Genomic DNA, 19,116 nt, shown 5'->3' on the forward strand with positions numbered 1-19,116 from the left:
ATGCACGAAAGGAGAGAGTGCCATGCGTCTTTGTGATCGCGATATAGAAGCCTGGCTGGATGAAGGCCGCCTGTCTATTACCCCACGTCCACCCGTGGAGCGTATCAATGGTGTTACCGTTGATGTGCGGCTGGGGAATAAATTCCGTACCTTCAGCGGCCATACCGCACCGTTCATCGACCTTAGCGGGCCGAAGGATGAAGTCAGTGCCGCGCTTGACCGCGTAATGAGTGACGAGATCGTTATTGACGAAGGCGAGGCCTTTTATCTGCATCCGGGCGAACTGGCGCTGGCAGTGACCTTTGAATCGGTGACGCTGCCTGCGGACCTGGTGGGCTGGCTTGATGGCCGCTCTTCTCTGGCGCGTCTGGGGCTGATGGTACACGTGACCGCGCACCGTATTGATCCAGGCTGGTCCGGCCGTATCGTCCTGGAATTTTTCAACGCCGGTAAACTGCCGCTGGCGCTGCGTCCGGGCATGATGATTGGTGCGCTGAGCTTCGAACCGCTGACCGGCCCGGCCGATCGTCCTTATAACCGCCGTCAGGACGCAAAATATCGCGACCAGCAGGGTGCGGTTGCCAGCCGTATTGATAAAGACTGATCAGTTAGTCCACTGAGGATGCCATGAGAAGAGTTCTGACAACGCTGATGATTTTGCTGGTGGTGCTGGTGGCTGGCCTTTCAGCGTTGGTTCTGCTGGTTAACCCGAATGATTTCCGCGCCTATATGGTGCGGCAGGTCGAGGCCCGCAGTGGATACCAACTGAAGCTGGATGGGCCGCTGCGCTGGCACGTCTGGCCCCAGCTCAGCATTCTCTCTGGCCGCATGTCGTTAACTGCACCGGGGGCTGCCCAGCCGCTGGTGTCTGCCGATAATATGCGCCTTGATGTGGCGCTGATTCCGCTCTTTTCGCACCAGTTGCAGGTCAACCAGGTGATGTTAAAAGGCGCGGTGATTCAGCTTACCCGGCAAACCGAAGCCGTGCGTAACGCAGATGCGCCGGTTGCGCCGCGGGAAAATACCTTACCTGATGAACCGTCGGATACGGGCTGGTCATTCGATATCGGCAAACTGAAAGTGGCCGATAGCGTGCTGGTTTTCCAGCATGAGGATGATGAGCAGGTCACCGTACGCAATATCAACCTCAATATGGAGCAGGATGAGCACCATCTTGCTTCGCTGGAGTTTAGTGGCCGGGTGAACCGCGATCAGCGCGATTTGACCCTGTCGCTGAATGCCAGCGTTAACGCGTCTGATTATCCGCATCAGCTCACGGCAGACATCCAGCAGCTGAACTGGCAACTGACGGGGGCCGATCTCCCTGCCCAGGGGATCACCGGCCAGGGCACGATGCAGGCCGTCTGGCGTGAAGAGCAAAAACAGCTGGAGATGAATAATCTCAACCTGCAGGCCAATGACAGCAGCCTGAAAGGGCAGGCGAGCGTTATCCTTGCGGCGAAACCGAAATGGGTTCTCGATCTGCAGTTTGACAAGCTCAACCTGGAAAACCTGCTGCCACCGCCGCCGGCGAGCGCCACGGACAGTGATGCCGCGCAGACCGGGCAAAGCCAGGGGAAACAGGCGCGTCCGGTGATTTCGTCTAATCTCGATCAGCCTGACTATAACGGTTTGCGGGGCTTCACGGCGGACATTCTGCTGAAGGCCAACAGCCTGCGCTGGCGCGGGATCGATTTCACCGACGTGAGCAGTCAGATGTTCAACCAGAACGGTTTGCTGGTGATTTCGGAATTGAGCGGCAAAATGGGCGCCGGGCACCTTTCCCTGCCGGGCACGCTGGACGTGCGTAATGAGAACTCGACCGCAGCGTTTCAGCCCCGTCTCGACAACGTTGAGATTGGCACTATTCTGAAAGCCTTTGACTACCCGATCTCCATGACCGGTCAACTGACGCTGGCGGGAGATTTCTCGGGCACGAAGATCGATGCTGATGCTTTCCGCCGCGACTGGCAGGGGCAGGCTCATCTTGAACTGAAAGATGCCCGCATGGAGGGGCTCAACTTCCAGCAGCTGGTGCAGCAGGCGGTAGAGCGCAGCAGCGATGTGAAAGCACAGGAAAACTACGACAGCGCCACGCGTCTCGACAGCTTTAGCAGTGACCTGACCCTCGACGACGGACAGCTCTCTCTTGACGGCATGCAGGGGGCTTCTTCCATGTTGTCATTAACCGGGGAAGGCAAGCTGGATCTGGTGAAAGAGACGGCGGATACCCGCTTCAATGTACGGGTTCTGTCCGGCTGGCAGGGCGAAAGCAAGCTGATCGACTTCCTGAAAGAGACGCCGGTGCCGCTGAGCGTATATGGCAAATGGCAGTCGCTGAACTACAGCCTTCAGGTGGATCAACTCCTGCGCAAACATCTGCAGGATGAAGCCAAACGTCGCCTGAACGACTGGGCGGATCGGAATAAAGATTCCCAGACCGGGAAGGATGTGAAGAAGCTGCTGGATAAGCTTTGATGTTTGTTGTGCCGGGTGGCGGCTGCCAGTGCGGCCTGATGCCCTCACCCCATCCCTCTCCCACGGGAGAGGGAGCAATCGGGTTGCCGTTTTTTTTACCTACACCTCAAAATCCATCTCTTCTTCATCGCGCAGCGGAATCAGCTGCACCTTCTGCACGCGATGGTTCTCAATCTGCAGTGTTTTCAGCAGATAGTTGCCAACCTGAACTTCTTCTCCCGGTTGAGGAATACGCTGCAGATACTCCATCAGCAGACCCGCGATGGTGTGGTACTCACGTTTTTCATCCAGCGGCAGGGGAACATACTGAACCAGGTCTTCAAGCGGCATATGGCCGTTGGCCGTCCATGAACCGTCCGCGTTTTTCTGAATATCATGGCGCGCATCGATTTCATCCACTTCGTTGGGCAAATTACCGGCGATAGTTTCCATCACGTCGCTGAGCGTCACCAGCCCTTCAACCGAACCAAATTCATCCACCACAAAGGCAAAGTGCGTGCGCGCGTTACGGAATTGTTCAAGGGCAGAAAGCAGTTGCAACCCCTCCGGGAACACCAGCGGCTGGCGCACCAGGGCGCGCAGATTGAGTGCCTCACCGTGCAACTGCTGTTGCAGCAGGTCGATGACATGCACTACGCCCAGCAGCTCCTCTTCCTCTTCACCTCCTGTCACCACCACGCGGGTATGCTGGTTTTTATCCAGCAGGGCGCGGATCTGCTCTTCCGGCGCGGTGAGGTCGATATGCTCAATGTCATGGCGCGACGTCATGATGCTGCTGACCGTGCGCTGATTAAGATTGAGCACCCGCTCAATCATCAGCCGCTCCTGCGGATTAAAGATCTGCCCGTCACTGTGATCGGCCAGCATCGCGGAGGATTCTGCATCCAGCTCCGCATCTTCTTTCTTCCCGCTGAGCAGGCGCATCACCGTGTCGGCGGTGCGTTGACGTAATGTCTGATTTGCCGAGAGGAAGCGACGGCGGTTGAAAATCGCCAGCTGGTTAAGCGCCTCAATCATGACGGAGAAGCCAATGGCGGCGTAGAGGTAACCTTTCGGAATGTGGAATCCAAAGCCGTCCGCCACCAGGCTAAAGCCAATCATTAACAGGAAACTCAGGCAGAGGATCACGATGGTCGGGTGGCTGTTCACAAACCGGGTCAGCGCTTTACTCGCCATCACCATCAGCGTGATGGCAATGATCACCGCAGCCATCATCACCGCCAGATGGTCGACCATCCCGACGGCGGTGATCACCGAGTCCAGAGAGAAGACTGCATCCAGCACCACAATTTGCGCGACCACCGGCCAGAATTTAGCCCCGCGCCGCTGGGTGGGGTTTTCACTGTCTTTACCTTCGAGCCTCTCATTCAGTTCTACCGTGGCTTTGAACAGCAGGAACAACCCGCCGAAGAGCATGATCAGGTCACGCGCGCTAAAGCTCAGGCCGTGAACGGAGAACAGGGGCTTTGTCAGGGTCACCAGCCAGGAGATTGAGGCCAGCAGCAGCAGTCGCATCACCATCGCCAGCAGCAGGCCCGTTACGCGCGCACGGTCGCGCTGCGCCGGGGGGAGTTTTTCGGCGAGGATGGCGATAAAGACCAGATTATCAATACCGAGCACTAATTCGATGACGACCAGCGTAACCAGCCCGGCCCAGATTGATGGATCGGCAATCCATTCCATAGTAATCGCAATACCTTCTGTTATTTGAGCAATGTCACACTTCGATCATGGATAAAGCTGGGGAAAATTGCAATGCCGGGCTGAGATTTCTCTTAATACGATCCGCTTAAAAGGACGAGCTTTGCTGAAACTGTAAATAAGCTAAATACGTAGATTTAATTACAAAGAAACCATTTTAGGATATATCGCAATAAATGGTTTTTATTTTAATTTTGTCAATATAAAGAAAATCCTAAAACGTCAAAACTTTGCTCTTAATATTAATCTTAAAAACCGTTATTAGGACAGTTGTCTCCTTGCCTGCTATTAGGTTAGCTGCAACAATTCTCCCAGCATCAAATGTTAAAACTCCTTGTTGCTATTATTGTTCTGGTCTTCAGTGATGGTTATTCATTATCCGCCGTGTGTCGCAAGCGGCTGATATATTTCCAGAAGACCTTATTCAAGAGGGTGTCTATCCATAACGCATTGTTTAGTCAGTGGATTGGTAACTGAAAGCCAAGGGCGGTAGCGTGCCTGAAAGCGTGTGAATCAGCCTCGATTATTCTGTCAATAGCCAATGGATGAATAAGCTTTTTTTAGGACTGATGCCAGTTATATTTCTATTTGAACAACTGCATGCTGAAAGCCAAATCGACCCGGCTTATTTAATTGCACAGGATAATTACTCTGCCAAAGTGATAAATAATCAATGATGAAATCCAAAATGAAATTGATGCCATTATTGGTGTCTGTGACCTTGATGAGTGGTTGTACAGTCTTTCCCGGCAGCAATATGTCAACAATGGGTAAGGATGTGATCAAACAACAGGATGCTGATTTTGATCTCGACAAGATGGTGAATGTTTATCCACTGACACCACGTCTGGTCGAACAATTACGTCCACGTCCCAATGTTGCGCAGCCGAATATGTCGCTGGACCAGGAAATTGCCTCCTACCAGTATCGCGTGGGGCCTGGTGATGTCATCAACGTCACCGTCTGGGATCACCCGGAACTGACCACTCCTGCGGGCCAGTATCGCAGCTCAAGCGACACCGGTAACTGGGTCCAGTCTGATGGCACCATGTTCTATCCCTATATTGGCAAAGTTCATGTCGCGGGGAAAACCCTTGCCGAAATCCGTAGTGATATTACCGGCCGCTTAGCGCAGTACATTGCCGATCCGCAGGTGGACGTTAATATCGCCGCATTCCGCTCGCAAAAAGCCTATATCTCCGGTCAGGTGAACAAATCTGGCCAGCAGGCTATCACCAACGTGCCGCTGACCGTGCTGGATGCCATTAACGCCGCGGGCGGTTTAACCGACGGTGCCGACTGGCGCAACGTCGTTCTGACCCACAACGGTAAAGAACAACGCATTTCTCTGCAGGCGCTGATGCAAAACGGTGACCTGACCCAGAACCGTCTGCTCTATCCGGGCGACATTCTGTACGTGCCACGTAATGACGATCTGAAAGTCTTCGTGATGGGTGAAGTGAAGAAACAGAGCACCCTCAAAATGGACTTCAGCGGCATGACACTGACCGAAGCACTGGGGAATGCAGAGGGCATCGATCTCACTACCTCTAACGCCACCGGTATCTTCGTGATCCGTCCGCTGAAAGGCGAGGGCAGTGCGAAAGGCAAGATTGCCAATATCTACCAGCTGGATATGTCCGATGCGACCTCTCTGGTGATGGCAACGGAGTTCCGCCTCCAGCCATATGATGTGGTGTATGTCACCACCGCGCCGGTTGCCCGCTGGAACCGTCTGATCAACCAGTTGCTGCCAACCATCAGTGGCGTTCGCTACATGACGGATACGGCGCGCGACATTCATACCTGGTAATCCGCGATGTTTAATAAAATTCTGGTGGTATGCGTGGGGAACATTTGCCGTTCCCCAACGGCTGAGCGGTTGCTGAAACACTACCAGCCCGAACTCACCGTCGATTCTGCAGGGCTGGGTGCGCTGGTCGGTAAAGGTGCCGATGAAAGCGCCGCGAGCGTGGCCCGCGATCATAACCTTTCTCTCGACGGGCACTGCGCCCGTCAGGTCACCGGCCGCATGTGCCGGGAGTATGACCTGATCCTGACGATGGAAAAACGCCATATTCACTCGCTATGCGACATCGCACCGGAGATGCGCGGCAAAGTGATGCTGTTTGGTCACTGGGATAATGAACGCGAAATCCCCGATCCGTATCGCAAAAGCCGTGAGGCCTTTGAGGCGGTGTATACCTTACTTGACCAGTCTGCCCGTCAGTGGGCGCAGGCACTGAAAGCTCAGCAGGGATAACAATGACAGAAAAAACAAAACCTTCTGCCGCCCCGATTTCGGGCAGTGATGAAATCGATATTGGTCGCCTGGTCGGCACCGTAATAGAGGCGAAGTGGTGGGTACTTGGGATCACCGCCGTGTTTGCCGCCGCGGCGATCGTCTATACGCTGTTTGCGACACCTATCTACAGTGCCGATGCGCTGGTACAGATTGAGCAGAACACCGGCAACTCGCTGGTGCAGGATATTGGTTCTGCCCTGGCGAACAAACCGCCTGCCTCCGAGGCTGAAATTCAGCTGATCCAGTCGCGTCTGGTGCTGGGCAAAACGGTTCACGATCTGGGGCTTGATATCTCCGTCACCAAAAATACTTTCCCGATATTTGGTGCCGGCTGGGATCGCCTGACAGGGCGCAGTAACGACACGGTAAAAGTCACTGACTTTGTGCTGCCGAAAGGCAGTGCGGATCAAACCTTTACCCTGACCGTTCTGGGGCCGAAGCAGTACCAGTTGACCAGTGACGCCGGCTTCAGTGCGCGCGGTGAAGTGGGGCAGATGTTGACGAAAGATGGCGTCAGCATGATGGTTAGCGCTATTCATGCGCAGGAAGGCGGCGAGTTTACCGTCACCAAATTCTCTACCCTGGGGATGATCAACAATCTGCAAAACAACCTGACGGTCACCGAAAATGGCAAGGACACCGGTGTCCTGAGCATGACCTTTACCGGTGAAGATAAGGATCAAATCCGCGATATCCTCAACAGCATCACCCGCAACTACCTTGAGCAGAACGTCGAGCGTAAGTCGGCTGAAGCGGCGAAGAGCCTGGCCTTCCTCGCGAAACAGCTCCCGGAAGTGCGCGCCCGTCTGGATGATGCTGAGAACAAACTGAACGCGTTTCGTCAGGACAAAGACTCCGTCGATCTGCCACTGGAAGCGAAATCGGTGCTGGACTCGATGGTCAACATCGATGCGCAGCTCAACGAGTTGACCTTCAAAGAGGCGGAAATTTCTAAGCTCTACACCAAACGTCATCCGGCCTATCGCACGCTGCTGGAAAAACGCCGTACCCTCGAAGAGGAGAAGGCGAAGCTCAATGACCGCGTCACCGCGATGCCAAAAACGCAGCAGGAAATTGTCCGTCTGACCCGCGACGTGGAATCCGGCCAGCAGGTCTATATGCAGCTGCTGAACAAACAGCAGGAGCTGAAAATCACCGAAGCCAGCACCGTCGGCGACGTGCGTATTGTTGACCCGGCCATTACCCAGCCTGGCGTTCTGAAGCCGAAGAAAGCGCTGATTATCCTCGGCAGCATTATCCTTGGCCTGATGCTCTCCATTGTTGGTGTGCTGCTGCGTTCGCTGTTCAACCGCGGTATCGAAAGCCCGCAGGTGCTGGAAGAGAACGGTATCAACGTCTACGCCAGTATCCCGCTGTCCGAATGGCAGAAATCGCATGACCGCGTCAAAAGCGTCAAAGGCGTCAAGCGTTACAAACAGAGCCAGCTGCTGGCAGTGGGTAACCCGACTGACCTGGCAATTGAAGCGGTGCGCAGTCTGCGTACCAGTCTCCACTTCGCCATGATGCAGGCCAAAAACAACGTTCTGATGTTAACCGGTGTCAGCCCGTCGATAGGTAAGACCTTTGTCTGCGCCAACCTGGCGGCGGTGGTCAGTCAGACCAATAAACGGGTGCTGCTGATCGACTGCGATATGCGTAAGGGCTACACCCACGAACTGCTGGGGACCAATAACGTCAACGGTCTGTCGGAAATCCTGCTCGGCAAGGGTGAGATTAGCCAGAGCGCAAAACCAACCAGCATCCCGAAATTTGACCTCATCCCACGTGGTCAGGTGCCGCCAAACCCATCCGAACTGTTGATGAGCGACCGCTTTGCCGAGCTGGTGGAGTGGGCGAGCAAAAACTATGACCTGGTGCTGATCGATACACCACCAATTCTGGCCGTGACCGATGCGGCCGTGGTCGGCCGCCTGGCGGGAACCACGCTGATGGTGGCGCGCTATGCGGTGAACACCCTGAAGGAAGTGGAAACCAGCCTGAGCCGCTTCGAGCAGAACGGTATTGAGGTGAAAGGGGTGATCCTGAACTCCATCTTCCGTCGCGCAACCGGTTATCAGGATTACGGGTATTACGAGTACGAATATAAGTCTGACAGCAAATAACAATCCCCCTCACCCTAACCCTCTCCCGAGGGGAGAGGGAACTGCCCGGTGCAGCTATTCTCCCTCTCCCTTTGGGAGAGGGGCGGGGTGAGGGATCAGGGGAAGACCATGACCACACAACGCCCTTTAGTTTCTATTTATATGCCGACATGGAATCGTCAGCAGCTGGCGATCCGTGCAATCAAATCTGTGCTGCGCCAGGATTACGATAACTGGGAGCTGATCATTGTTGATGACTGTTCCTCTTCGTATGAGCAGCTGCAAAAGTTTGTCACCGACCTTAATGACCCGCGCGTCAGCTACACCCATAACGCGATCAACTCCGGGGCGTGTGCGGTGCGTAATCAGGCGATTATGCAGGCCAAAGGGCAGTATCTGACCGGCATCGACGACGATGACGAGTGGACGCCAAACCGCTTGTCGATTTTCCTGTCGCACAAGGAACAACTGGTCACGCACGCTTTCCTGTATGCCAACGACTATGTCTGTCAGGGCGAGGTTTACTCGCAGCCTGCCAGCCTGCCGCTGTACCCGAAATCACCATACTCTCGCCGCCTGTTCTACAAGCGCAACATCATTGGCAATCAGGTGTTCACCTGGGCGTGGCGCTTTAAAGAGTGCCTGTTCGATACCGAACTGAAGGCCGCGCAGGATTACGACATCTTCCTGCGGATGGTGGTGGAGTATGGCGAGCCGTGGAAAGTGGAAGAGGCCACGCAGATCCTGCACATCAACCACGGGGAGATGCAAATCACCTCCTCGCCAAAAAAATTCTCGGGTTACTTCCATTTTTACCGCAAGCACAAGGATAAGTTTGACCGTGGCAGCCGGAAGTACCAGCTCTTTACCCTCTATCAGATCCGCAATAAGCGGATGACCTGGCGTACCTTGCTGACGCTGTTTTCCGTGCGCAACGGCAAGCGACTGGCTGATGGACTGCGGGGGAAATAATGTTTCTGGAAGATTGCCGCGCTAACAGCTGGAGCCTGCGCCCGTGCTGCATGGTTCTGGCGTACCGCATCGCGCATTTCTGCTCGGTGTGGCGTAAGAAAAATGTTCTGAACAACCTCTGGGCGGCACCGGTTCTGGTGCTGTACCGGATTATCACCGAATGCATTTTTGGCTATGAAATTCAGGCTGCGGCCACCATCGGCCGCCGCTTTACCATTCACCATGGCTATGCGGTGGTCATCAATAAGTTTGTGGTCGCCGGGGATGATTTCACTATTCGTCATGCGGTCACCATCGGCAACCGGGGGCCGGAGAGCCTGGCCTGCCCGGTCATCGGCAACAACGTCGAGCTGGGGGCGAACGTGGTGATCATTGGCGACATTACCATTGGTAACAACGTCACGATTGGTGCAGGCAGCGTGGTGCTGGACAGCATCCCGGATAACGCGCTGGTAGTGGGCGAAAAAGCCCGCGTGAAGGTGATCAAATGAACATTCTGCAATTTAATGTCCGTCTCGCCGAAGGCGGAGCAGCCGGTGTGGCGCTGGATCTGCACCAGCGTGCGCTGCAAAAAGGACTTCAGTCTCGTTTTATCTACGGCTACGGCAAAGGCGGTAAGAAAAGCGTCAGCCACGATATCTATCCGCAGGTGCACAAGCAGACGCCACGTCTGACCTCTGTCGCCAATATTGCGCTGTTTCGTCTGTTTAACCGCGATCTGTTTGGCAACCTGAACAACCTCTATCGCACGGTCACGCGCACCACCGGCCCGGTTGTGCTCCATTTTCACGTGCTGCACAGCTACTGGCTGAATCTGCAAGAGGTGGTGACGTTTTGCCAGAAGGTACAGGCTCACAAGCCGGATACCCGTTTCATCTGGACGTTGCACGACCACTGGAGCGTGACCGGACGCTGTGCGTTCACCGACGGCTGCGAAGGCTGGAAAAACGCCTGCCAGAAGTGTCCGACATTAACCAATTACCCGCCGGTGAAAGTGGATCGCGCTCACCAGCTGGTGGACGGAAAACGTCAGCTGTTCCGCGATATGCTGTCGCTCGGCTGCACGTTTATCTCCCCAAGCCAGCATGTGGCCGATGCCTTCAACAGTCTGTATGGGGCAGGGCGGTGTCAGATTATCAACAACGGGATCGACGTGGCGACGGAAGCGATTCTGGCCGAGTTGACACCGGTTGCGGAAACCGCGGGTAAACCGAAAATCGCAATCGTCGCGCATGACCTGCGTTACGACGGCAAAACCAACCAGCAGCTGGTGCGCGACATGATGGCGCTGGGTGACAAAATCGAACTGCATACCTTCGGCAAATTCTCGCCGTTCGACGGCGCTAACGTGGTGAATCACGGGTTTGAAACGGACAAGCGCAAACTGATGAGCGCCCTCAACGGGATGGATGCGCTGGTGTTCAGCTCGCGCGTGGATAACTACCCGCTGATCCTCTGTGAAGCGCTCTCGATTGGCGTGCCGGTGATCGCCACCCACAGCGACGCGGCGCGTGAAGTGCTGGAAAAATCGGGCGGGAAAACGTTCGCGGAACAGGAGGTGCTGCCGCTGGTGCAACTGCCGAAGCCGCAGATTGCGCAGGCCGTTTTTGGCACTGACCTGGAATCGTTCCGCAACCGCAGCCGCAAGGCCTACAGTGGACAACAGATGCTGGAGGAGTATGTCTCGTTCTATCAGAGTCTGTAGTTATCTGCTGCTGCCGCTGATCTATCTGCTGGTCAACGTCAAGATTGCCCAGCTCGGCGAAAGCTTCCCGATAACCATTGTGACCTTCTTGCCCGCTCTGCTTCTGTTGTACGTCGATAAAATCAACCTCAAGAAGCTGATGATTGCCTTAGGGATGGGTTTTGGCCTGACGCTGTTTAACTACATCTTTGGCCAGTCGCTGGATCCCAGCAAGTACGTCACCTCTACCATGCTGTTTGTTTATATTGTCATTATTATTGGCATGGTCTGGAGTATTCGTTTTAAAACTATTTCTCCGCACAATTATCGGAAAATCCTCAGGCTCTTTTATATTGCCGTTGCGTTAATTGTTATGCTTGCTGCACTGGAAATGGCGCAAATTATTCTCACCGGTGGTAGCAGCCTGATGGAGATGATTTCGAAATATCTCATTTACAGTAACAGCTATGTACTGAACTTCATTAAGTTTGGCGGTAAGCGTACGACAGCCCTCTATTTTGAACCGGCGTTTTTCGCTCTGGCGTTAATCTCAATTTGGCTCAGCATCAAACAGTTTGGTATCAAAACCCCTAAGACCGATGCTATGATTCTTGCAGGAATCGTTCTGTCTGGTTCGTTCTCAGGGGTCATGACATTTATCCTGTTTTACCTCCTGGAGTGGGCATTCCAGTACCTGAACAAAGATGCGATTAAGAAAAAACTGCCGCTGGCGATCATCTCCCTGACGGTATTTTTAGTAGGCGTGATATTTGCATTCCCGTATATCTCAGAGCGTCTGGGGGATTTGGGAACGGAAGGTTCATCGTCCTATTATCGCATTATCGGGCCGCTGGTGATGGTGGGTTATTCCTTAACCCATATCGACGGTGTAGTAAGATTCGGCTCACTTTACGAATATGTTGCATCATTCGGAATCTTTAACGGTGCGGATGTCGGTAAAACCATAGACAATGGCCTGTATCTGTTAATTATTTATTTTTCGTGGTTCGCCGTACTGTTGACGCTCTGGTATCTGTTTAAAGTTTTCAAAATGATGATTCACGCGTTTGGGGATAACCAGAACTTTCGCGTGCAGCTTTATCTGTTTACGCCCGTGTCGCTGTTTTTTACGGGGTCAATATTTAGCCCGGAATATGCGTTCTTAATTGTTTGTCCGTTTATTTTGCGTAAAGCGCTTAATATTACGAATTCATGACGAGGTGGTCTTATGTTTCTTAGCGTCATTACTGTCGCTTTTCGTAATTACGAAGGGGTGGTAAAAACCTGGCGCTCGCTGCGCAACCTGGCGCGCGATCCGAGCCTCAGTTTTGAGTGGATCGTGGTCGATGGCGGCTCGAACGATGGCACGGCGGAGTTTCTGGAAAAACTCAACGGTGAGTTCAACTTACGCTTCATTAGCGAGAAAGATAAAGGCATCTACGATGCGATGAACAAAGGCATTAACATGGCGCAAGGCCGTTATGCCATCTTCCTTAACTCGGGGGATGTGTTCCATGACGATGTGGCGCAGTTTGCCCGTCAGCTGGCGCGCCAGAAAGATGACGCGATGTATATTGGCGATGCGCTGCTCGATTTTGGCGACGGGCATAAAATTTGCCGCAGCGCGAAACCCGGCTGGTATATCTATCACAGTTTACCGGCCAGCCATCAGGCCATTTTCTTCCCGGTAAAAGGTCTGAAAAAACAGCCTTACGATCTGCAGTATAAAGTGTCATCAGATTATGCCCTGGCCGCCAGTCTGTATAAATCAGGCTACCCGTTCCGTCGAATTAAAGGGCTGGTGTCTGAATTTTCAATGGGCGGGGTATCCACCTCGAATAATCTGGAATTGTGCCAGGATGCAAAAAACGTACAGCGTAAGATATTACGCGTGCCCGCATTCTGGGCGGAATTGTCTTATTTATTCCGCCTGCGCACCACGGGTAAAACGAAAACCTTATATAACAAAGCCTGAATATAAGGAAATGTAATGCAGGATCTTAACGGGTTCACCGTGCCGAAAGGTTTTCGGGGCGGGAACGGTATTAAAGTGCAGTTATGGTGGGCCGTTCAGGCCACCTTATTTGCCTGGTCACCGCAAATACTGTATCGCTGGCGTGCCTTTTTATTGCGTTTGTTTGGCGCAAAAATCGGAAAAAACGTAGTCATTCGTCCATCGGTAAAAATTACTTACCCCTGGAAATTAACGCTTGGCGATTACGCCTGGGTAGGGGATGACGCCGTGTTATATACCCTTGGCGATATCACGATTGGTGCAAACGCGGTGGTGTCACAGAAGTGTTATTTGTGTACCGGCAGTCACGATTTTATGAGTCAGCATTTTGATATTACCGCTTCGCCAATTGTGATTGGTGAAAAATGCTGGCTGGCAACAGATGTATTTGTTGCACCTGGTGTTTCTGTTGGCGATGGCACGGTAGTCGGTGCCCGCAGCAGCGTTTTTAAATCGCTACCGGCAAATAAAATTTGCCGTGGCAACCCCGCAGTGGTGATACGCGAACGCGTTGAAACTGATTAAATTCATAAGTAGAGGAATATAAACATGTCTAAAGTCGCTCTCATCACCGGCGTTACCGGGCAGGATGGTTCTTACCTGGCAGAGTTGCTGCTGGAAAAAGGTTATGAAGTTCACGGTATTAAACGTCGTGCTTCTTCTTTCAACACGGAACGTGTGGATCATATTTACCAGGATCCGCATGCGGCGAACCCGAAATTCCATCTGCACTACGGCGACCTGACCGATACTTCCAACCTGACCCGCATCCTGCAGGAAGTACAGCCGGATGAAGTTTACAACCTGGGCGCGATGAGCCACGTTGCGGTTTCTTTCGAATCCCCGGAATACACCGCTGACGTTGACGCCATGGGTACGCTGCGTCTGCTGGAAGCGATTCGTTTCCTCGGCCTTGAGAAGAAAACCCGTTTCTACCAGGCATCGACCTCTGAACTGTATGGTCTGGTGCAGGAAATCCCGCAGAAAGAGACCACCCCGTTCTACCCACGTTCTCCTTACGCGGTAGCCAAACTGTATGCCTACTGGATCACCGTAAACTACCGTGAATCTTACGGCATGTACGCCTGTAACGGCATTCTGTTCAACCACGAATCCCCACGTCGTGGCGAAACCTTCGTGACCCGTAAAATTACCCGCGCTATCGCCAACATCGCTCAGGGTCTGGAATCCTGCCTGCACCTCGGCAACATGGACTCCCTGCGTGACTGGGGCCATGCCAAAGACTACGTGAAGATGCAGTGGATGATGCTGCAGCAGGAGCAGCCAGAAGACTTCGTGATTGCGACCGGTGTGCAGTACTCCGTCCGTCAGTTCGTGGAAATGGCTGCCGCGCAGCTGGGTATCAAACTGCGCTTCGAAGGCACCGGCGTGGAAGAGAAGGGTATCGTTGTCTCTGTGACCGGCCATGACGCACCGGGCGTGAAACCAGGTGATGTGATTGTGCAGGTTGACCCGCGTTACTTCCGTCCTGCGGAAGTGGAAACCCTGCTGGGCGACCCAACCAAAGCGCACGAGAAACTGGGCTGGAAACCAGAAACCACTCTGCAGGAGATGGTCTCTGAGATGGTAGCCAAAGATCTTGAAGCAGCGAAAAAACACTCCCTGCTCAAGTCTCATGGCTACGAGGTTGCCATCGCGCTGGAGTCCTGAGAATGACAAAACAACGTATTTTTGTCGCCGGTCATCGCGGAATGGTGGGTTCCGCGATTGTTCGCCAGCTGGAGCAGCGCGGTGACGTGGAAGTGGTTGTCCGTACCCGCGACGAGCTGAATCTGCTCGATAGCCGTGCGGTACAGGACTTCTTTGCCAATGAACGTATCGATCAGGTGTATCTGGCGGCGGCAAAAGTGGGCGGCATTGTCGCCAACAACACCTACCCGGCAGATTTCATCTACGAGAACATGATGATTGAGAGCAACATCATTCACGCGGCGCATCTGCACAACGTGAACAAGCTGTTGTTCCTTGGCTCATCCTGTATCTACCCGAAAATGGCGAAACAGCCGATCGCCGAGTGCGAACTGCTGCAGGGGACGCTGGAAGCAACCAACGAGCCTTACGCGATTGCCAAAATTGCCGGGATCAAGCTGTGCGAGTCCTACAACCGTCAGTACAACCGTGACTATCGCTCGGTGATGCCGACCAACCTGTACGGGCCGCACGATAACTTCCACCCGAGCAACTCGCACGTGATCCCGGCGCTGCTGCGCCGTTTCCACGAGGCGACCGCCGAGAACGCACCGGATGTGGTGGTGTGGGGCAGCGGCACGCCGATGCGCGAATTCCTGCACGTGGATGACATGGCCGCGGCCAGCATTCACGTGATGGAGCTGGATCGCGAGGTGTGGCAGGAGAACACCGAGCCGATGCTGTCGCACATCAACGTTGGCACCGGCGTGGATTGCACCATTCGCGAGCTGGCGCAGACCATCGCTCAGGTGGTGGGCTACAAGGGCCGCGTGGTGTTTGACGCCACCAAACCGGACGGCACGCCGCGCAAACTGCTGGACGTCACCCGTCTGCATCAGCTGGGCTGGTATCACGAGGTGTCGCTGGAACAAGGGCTGGCAAGTACCTACCAGTGGTTCCTGGAAAATCAGCACCGCTTCCGGGGGTAACAATGTTTTTAAGTCAGGAAGATTTTGCCACGGTAGTGCGCTCCACTCCGCTCATCTCAATTGATTTGATCGTGGAGAACGAACGCGGCGAGTTCTTGCTGGGGAAACGAACCAATCGTCCTGCTCAGGGCTTCTGGTTCGTGCCCGGCGGGCGCGTGCAGAAGGATGAGACGCTGGCCAACGCGTTTGAGCGTCTCACTCTGGCGGAACTGGGTCTGCAACTGCCGATGGCAGCAGGCCAGTTTTACGGGGTCTGGCAGCACTTCTATGACGATAACTTTTCAGGCACCGGCTTCACCACGCACTACATCGTGCTGGGGTTCCGCCTGAAGGTGAGTGAGGCAGACCTGCGTCTGCCTGATTCTCAGCATGACGACTATCGCTGGCAGACGCCAGAGGCGCTGCTGGCCAGCGACAATGTGCATGACAACAGTCGTGCCTATTTCCTGGCCGATCGTCAGTCTGAGGTGCCGGGACTATGAAGATCCTCGTATATGGAATCAACTACTCGCCGGAATTAACCGGTATCGGGAAATACACCGGCGAGATGGTCGAGTGGATGGCGAGCCAGGGACATGACGTGCGGGTCATTACCGCGCCGCCGTACTACCCGGAATGGAAAGTGGGCGAGCGCTACTCCAGCTGGCGCTATCGCCGCGAAGAGGGTGCGGCGACCGTCTGGCGTTGCCCGCTGTACGTGCCGAAGCAGCCCTCGACGCTGAAACGTTTAATTCATCTGGGCAGCTTTGCCCTGAGCAGTTTCTTTCCGCTGATGGCGCAGCGTCGCTGGAAGCCGGATCGCATCATCGGCGTGGTGCCGACGCTGTTCTGCACGCCGGGCATGCGCCTGCTGGGTAAGCTCTCCGGAGCGCGCACGTTGCTGCATATTCAGGATTATGAAGTTGACGCCATGCTGGGCCTGGGGATGGCAGGTAAAGGCAAGGGCGGCAAAGTGGCGAAACTCGCCAGTGCTTTTGAGCGTAGCGGTCTGCATAACGTGGATTATGTCTCCACCATCTCGCGCTCGATGATGAACAAAGCGCAGGAGAAGGGCGTCGCGCCGGAAAAGGTGATCTTTTTCCCGAACTGGTCCGAAGTGGCCCGTTTCCGCGACGTGACAGACAGCGACGCGCAGGCGCTTCGCGCAGAGCTCGGTTTGCCTGATGACCAAAAAATCATTCTTTATTCAGGCAACATCGGCGAAAAGCAGGGGCTGGAGAACGTTATCGAGGCGGCTCAACAGCTTAGCGAACATCCGTGGATGTTTGTGATTGTTGGTCAGGGCGGCGGAAAAGCGCGGCTGGAAAAGATGGCAAGCGAACGCGGCCTGACTAACGTGAAATTCTTCCCGCTTCAGTCTTACGAGGCGCTGCCTGCGCTGCTGAAGATGGGTGACTGCCATCTGGTGGTGCAAAAGCGCGGCGCGGCGGATGCGGTGCTGCCGTCCAAGCTGACCAACATTCTGGCCGTGGGCGGGAACGCCGTAATCACGGCAGAAGCCGAAACCGAATTAGGCCAGCTGTGTGACAGCTACCCGGGGATCGCCGTTTGCGTGGAGCCGGAATCGGTTCCGGCGCTGGTGACCGGAATTGAACAGGCACTCGCCATGCCAAAAGTGAACACGGTGGCACGTGAATATGCCGAACGCACGCTCGAGAAAGAGAACGTGCTGAGCCAATTTATTGCAGATATACGGGGATAAATCATGAGTCAAACCACGTTGTATCCGGTTGTGATGGCAGGTGGCTCTGGTAGCCGGTTGTGGCCGCTGTCCCGCGTGCTCTATCCAAAACAGTTCCTCTGCCTGAAAGGGGATCTCACCATGCTGCAAACGACGGTTAATCGTCTGCAGGGTGTGGAGTGTGAAAGCCCGGTGGTGATTTGTAACGAACAGCACCGCTTTATTGTTGCCGAGCAGCTGCGCCAGCTGAACAAACTCACAGAAAACATCATTCTGGAGCCTGCCGGACGAAATACCGCCCCAGCCATTGCCCTGGCGGCGCTGGCGGCAAAACGCAGCAGCCCGGATTGCGATCCGCTGATGCTGGTGCTGGCGGCAGACCACGTCATCCAGCAGGAAGAGGCGTTCCGCGACGCAGTGCGGGCGGCCATTCCTTACGCAGAAAGCGGCAAGCTGGTGACCTTCGGCATCGTGCCGGATCTGCCAGAAACCGGCTATGGCTATATCCGCCGCGGCAGCGTGACGCCGGGCGAAGGCGACAGCGTGGCGTTTGACGTGGCGCAGTTCGTTGAGAAACCGAATCTGGAAACCGCGCAGGCCTACGTTGCCAGCGGTGAATACTACTGGAACAGCGGCATGTTCCTGTTCCGCGCAGGTCGCTATCTGGAAGAACTGCAAAAGTATCGTCCGGATATCCTGAGCGCCTGCGAGAAAGCCATGAACGTGGTGGATCCGGATCTCGACTTTATTCGCGTCGACGAAGCCGCGTTCCTTGCCTGCCCGGAAGAGTCCATTGACTATGCGGTGATGGAGCGCACGGCGGATGCCGTCGTGGTGCCGATGGATGCAGGCTGGAGCGATGTTGGCTCCTGGTCATCCCTGTGGGAGATCAGCGCCCATACCCCGGAGGGTAACGTCCATCACGGTGATGTGATTAGCCACAAAACCGAGAACAGCTACGTCTACGCCGAATCCGGCCTTGTGACCACGGTGGGGGTGAAGGATCTGGTGGTCGTCCAGACCAAAGACGCCGTGCTGATTGCCGACCGTAACGCCGTGCAGGACGTTAAAAAAGTGGTGGAGAAGATCAAAGCCGACGGTCGCCACGAGCACCATATTCACCGCGAAGTGTACCGCCCGTGGGGCAAATACGACTCCATCGATGCGGGCGAACGTTACCAGGTGAAGCGCATTACCGTGAAGCCGGGTGAGGGGTTATCGGTACAGATGCATCACCATCGCGCTGAGCACTGGGTGGTGGTGGCGGGTACCGCCAAAGTCACTATCGACGGTGAAGTGAAACTGCTCGGTGAAAACGAGTCAATTTATATTCCGCTGGGGGCGACACACTGTCTGGAAAACCCAGGGAAGATACCTCTCGATTTAATTGAAGTGCGCTCCGGCTCATATCTGGAAGAGGACGATATTGTCCGTTTCCAGGACCGCTACGGTCGGGTGTAACCGCTTCGCATCATGCCCGGTGGCGCTGTGCTTACCGGGCCTACGAATGAATAAAAAATATTTTGCCTGTTAATTGGGC

The 19,116-nt window shown here is 54.6% G+C and carries 17 protein-coding genes; 16 read left to right on the forward strand and 1 reads right to left on the reverse strand.

Features of this window, described 5'->3' with window-relative positions; translation table 11 throughout:
- Positions 1–22: 22 nt before the first annotated feature.
- Together dcd and asmA are read left to right on the forward strand one after the other, a co-directional pair.
- Positions 23–604 carry a dCTP deaminase gene (gene dcd / locus ACTJJI_RS08695; protein WP_013097886.1) on the forward strand — a complete coding sequence of 194 codons (582 nt, stop codon included), beginning with the start codon at positions 23–25 and terminating at the stop codon, positions 602–604.
- A 23-nt stretch (positions 605–627) separates the two neighbouring features.
- A complete protein-coding gene (gene asmA / locus ACTJJI_RS08700) occupies positions 628–2,478 on the forward strand; it encodes an outer membrane assembly protein AsmA (RefSeq protein WP_153907651.1) in 1,851 nt (616 codons plus the stop codon).
- 99 nt (positions 2,479–2,577) lie between these two features.
- Here the strand turns inward: asmA and ACTJJI_RS08705 are convergent, their stop codons facing one another.
- Entirely contained in the window at positions 2,578–4,161 is a 1,584-nt protein-coding gene (locus ACTJJI_RS08705) for a TerC family protein (protein ID WP_014832626.1), read from the reverse strand.
- A 691-nt stretch (positions 4,162–4,852) separates the two neighbouring features.
- Between ACTJJI_RS08705 and ACTJJI_RS08710 the strand changes: the two genes are divergently transcribed.
- From ACTJJI_RS08710 to cpsB, 14 genes are all read left to right on the forward strand, one after another.
- Positions 4,853–5,992: a polysaccharide export protein gene (locus tag ACTJJI_RS08710; RefSeq protein ID WP_014170829.1), complete on the forward strand. Its 1,140-nt coding sequence runs from the start codon at positions 4,853–4,855 to the stop codon at positions 5,990–5,992.
- A gap of 6 nt (positions 5,993–5,998) precedes the next feature.
- Complete coding sequence (wzb, locus tag ACTJJI_RS08715) at positions 5,999–6,442, forward strand: low molecular weight protein-tyrosine-phosphatase Wzb (protein ID WP_014832625.1); 444 nt, start codon at positions 5,999–6,001, stop codon at positions 6,440–6,442.
- Between the two features lie 2 nt (positions 6,443–6,444).
- A complete protein-coding gene (wzc, locus tag ACTJJI_RS08720) occupies positions 6,445–8,607 on the forward strand; it encodes a tyrosine-protein kinase Wzc (RefSeq protein ID WP_014832624.1) in 2,163 nt (720 codons plus the stop codon).
- 108 nt (positions 8,608–8,715) lie between these two features.
- The gene (gene wcaA, locus ACTJJI_RS08725) at positions 8,716–9,558 is read left to right on the forward strand and encodes a colanic acid biosynthesis glycosyltransferase WcaA (RefSeq protein WP_014832623.1); all 843 of its coding nucleotides are present in this window, start codon (positions 8,716–8,718) and stop codon (positions 9,556–9,558) included.
- Complete coding sequence (wcaB, locus tag ACTJJI_RS08730) at positions 9,558–10,049, forward strand: colanic acid biosynthesis acetyltransferase WcaB (RefSeq protein WP_013097879.1); 492 nt, start codon at positions 9,558–9,560, stop codon at positions 10,047–10,049. Before wcaA ends, wcaB begins: the two co-directional genes overlap by 1 nt.
- A complete protein-coding gene (gene wcaC, locus ACTJJI_RS08735) occupies positions 10,046–11,263 on the forward strand; it encodes a colanic acid biosynthesis glycosyltransferase WcaC (protein ID WP_014832622.1) in 1,218 nt (405 codons plus the stop codon). The genes wcaB and wcaC overlap by 4 nt, the downstream gene beginning before the upstream one ends.
- Entirely contained in the window at positions 11,238–12,458 is a 1,221-nt protein-coding gene (wcaD, locus tag ACTJJI_RS08740) for a colanic acid polymerase WcaD (RefSeq protein WP_046888352.1), read from the forward strand. Before wcaC ends, wcaD begins: the two co-directional genes overlap by 26 nt.
- Positions 12,459–12,470: 12 nt before the next feature.
- On the forward strand, positions 12,471–13,217 hold the full coding sequence (gene wcaE, locus ACTJJI_RS08745; protein ID WP_440653638.1) for a colanic acid biosynthesis glycosyltransferase WcaE: 747 nt from the start codon (positions 12,471–12,473) through the stop codon (positions 13,215–13,217).
- A gap of 15 nt (positions 13,218–13,232) precedes the next feature.
- The gene (wcaF, locus tag ACTJJI_RS08750; RefSeq protein WP_013097875.1) at positions 13,233–13,781 is read left to right on the forward strand and encodes a colanic acid biosynthesis acetyltransferase WcaF; all 549 of its coding nucleotides are present in this window, start codon (positions 13,233–13,235) and stop codon (positions 13,779–13,781) included.
- 24 nt (positions 13,782–13,805) lie between these two features.
- Complete coding sequence (gmd, locus tag ACTJJI_RS08755) at positions 13,806–14,927, forward strand: GDP-mannose 4,6-dehydratase (RefSeq protein WP_003863514.1); 1,122 nt, start codon at positions 13,806–13,808, stop codon at positions 14,925–14,927.
- Positions 14,928–14,929: 2 nt separating this feature from the next.
- Positions 14,930–15,895, forward strand: a complete 966-nt coding sequence (gene fcl, locus ACTJJI_RS08760) for a GDP-L-fucose synthase (RefSeq protein WP_440653642.1) — start codon at positions 14,930–14,932, stop codon at positions 15,893–15,895.
- Between the two features lie 2 nt (positions 15,896–15,897).
- Entirely contained in the window at positions 15,898–16,377 is a 480-nt protein-coding gene (locus ACTJJI_RS08765; RefSeq protein ID WP_013097873.1) for a GDP-mannose mannosyl hydrolase, read from the forward strand.
- Positions 16,374–17,597 carry a colanic acid biosynthesis fucosyltransferase WcaI gene (gene wcaI / locus ACTJJI_RS08770; RefSeq protein ID WP_014832619.1) on the forward strand — a complete coding sequence of 408 codons (1,224 nt, stop codon included), beginning with the start codon at positions 16,374–16,376 and terminating at the stop codon, positions 17,595–17,597. Before ACTJJI_RS08765 ends, wcaI begins: the two co-directional genes overlap by 4 nt.
- A 3-nt stretch (positions 17,598–17,600) precedes the next feature.
- On the forward strand, positions 17,601–19,037 hold the full coding sequence (gene cpsB, locus ACTJJI_RS08775) for a mannose-1-phosphate guanyltransferase (protein ID WP_014832618.1): 1,437 nt from the start codon (positions 17,601–17,603) through the stop codon (positions 19,035–19,037).
- Positions 19,038–19,116: the final 79 nt, after the last annotated feature.

Origin of the sequence: Enterobacter sp. 22466, from assembly GCF_052044775.1 — a bacterium.
GTDB lineage: Bacteria > Pseudomonadota > Gammaproteobacteria > Enterobacterales > Enterobacteriaceae > Enterobacter > Enterobacter dissolvens.

What these genes read in the sequence shown, in the direction of transcription:
- ACTJJI_RS08710 (WP_014170829.1), top strand. Translation starts at nt 4,853, where the DNA reads ATGATGAAATCCAAAATGAAATTGATGCCATTATTGGTGTCTGTGACC.
- asmA (WP_153907651.1), top strand. Translation starts at nt 628, where the DNA reads ATGAGAAGAGTTCTGACAACGCTGATGATTTTGCTGGTGGTGCTGGTG.
- wcaE (WP_440653638.1), top strand. Translation starts at nt 12,471, where the DNA reads ATGTTTCTTAGCGTCATTACTGTCGCTTTTCGTAATTACGAAGGGGTG.
- wcaA (WP_014832623.1), top strand. Translation starts at nt 8,716, where the DNA reads ATGACCACACAACGCCCTTTAGTTTCTATTTATATGCCGACATGGAAT.
- ACTJJI_RS08705 (WP_014832626.1), bottom strand. Translation starts at nt 4,161, where the DNA reads ATGGAATGGATTGCCGATCCATCAATCTGGGCCGGGCTGGTTACGCTG.
- wcaB (WP_013097879.1), top strand. Translation starts at nt 9,558, where the DNA reads ATGTTTCTGGAAGATTGCCGCGCTAACAGCTGGAGCCTGCGCCCGTGC.
- ACTJJI_RS08765 (WP_013097873.1), top strand. Translation starts at nt 15,898, where the DNA reads ATGTTTTTAAGTCAGGAAGATTTTGCCACGGTAGTGCGCTCCACTCCG.
- dcd (WP_013097886.1), top strand. Translation starts at nt 23, where the DNA reads ATGCGTCTTTGTGATCGCGATATAGAAGCCTGGCTGGATGAAGGCCGC.
- wzc (WP_014832624.1), top strand. Translation starts at nt 6,445, where the DNA reads ATGACAGAAAAAACAAAACCTTCTGCCGCCCCGATTTCGGGCAGTGAT.
- wcaD (WP_046888352.1), top strand. Translation starts at nt 11,238, where the DNA reads ATGTCTCGTTCTATCAGAGTCTGTAGTTATCTGCTGCTGCCGCTGATC.
- wzb (WP_014832625.1), top strand. Translation starts at nt 5,999, where the DNA reads ATGTTTAATAAAATTCTGGTGGTATGCGTGGGGAACATTTGCCGTTCC.
- wcaC (WP_014832622.1), top strand. Translation starts at nt 10,046, where the DNA reads ATGAACATTCTGCAATTTAATGTCCGTCTCGCCGAAGGCGGAGCAGCC.
- gmd (WP_003863514.1), top strand. Translation starts at nt 13,806, where the DNA reads ATGTCTAAAGTCGCTCTCATCACCGGCGTTACCGGGCAGGATGGTTCT.
- wcaF (WP_013097875.1), top strand. Translation starts at nt 13,233, where the DNA reads ATGCAGGATCTTAACGGGTTCACCGTGCCGAAAGGTTTTCGGGGCGGG.
- cpsB (WP_014832618.1), top strand. Translation starts at nt 17,601, where the DNA reads ATGAGTCAAACCACGTTGTATCCGGTTGTGATGGCAGGTGGCTCTGGT.
- wcaI (WP_014832619.1), top strand. Translation starts at nt 16,374, where the DNA reads ATGAAGATCCTCGTATATGGAATCAACTACTCGCCGGAATTAACCGGT.
- fcl (WP_440653642.1), top strand. Translation starts at nt 14,930, where the DNA reads ATGACAAAACAACGTATTTTTGTCGCCGGTCATCGCGGAATGGTGGGT.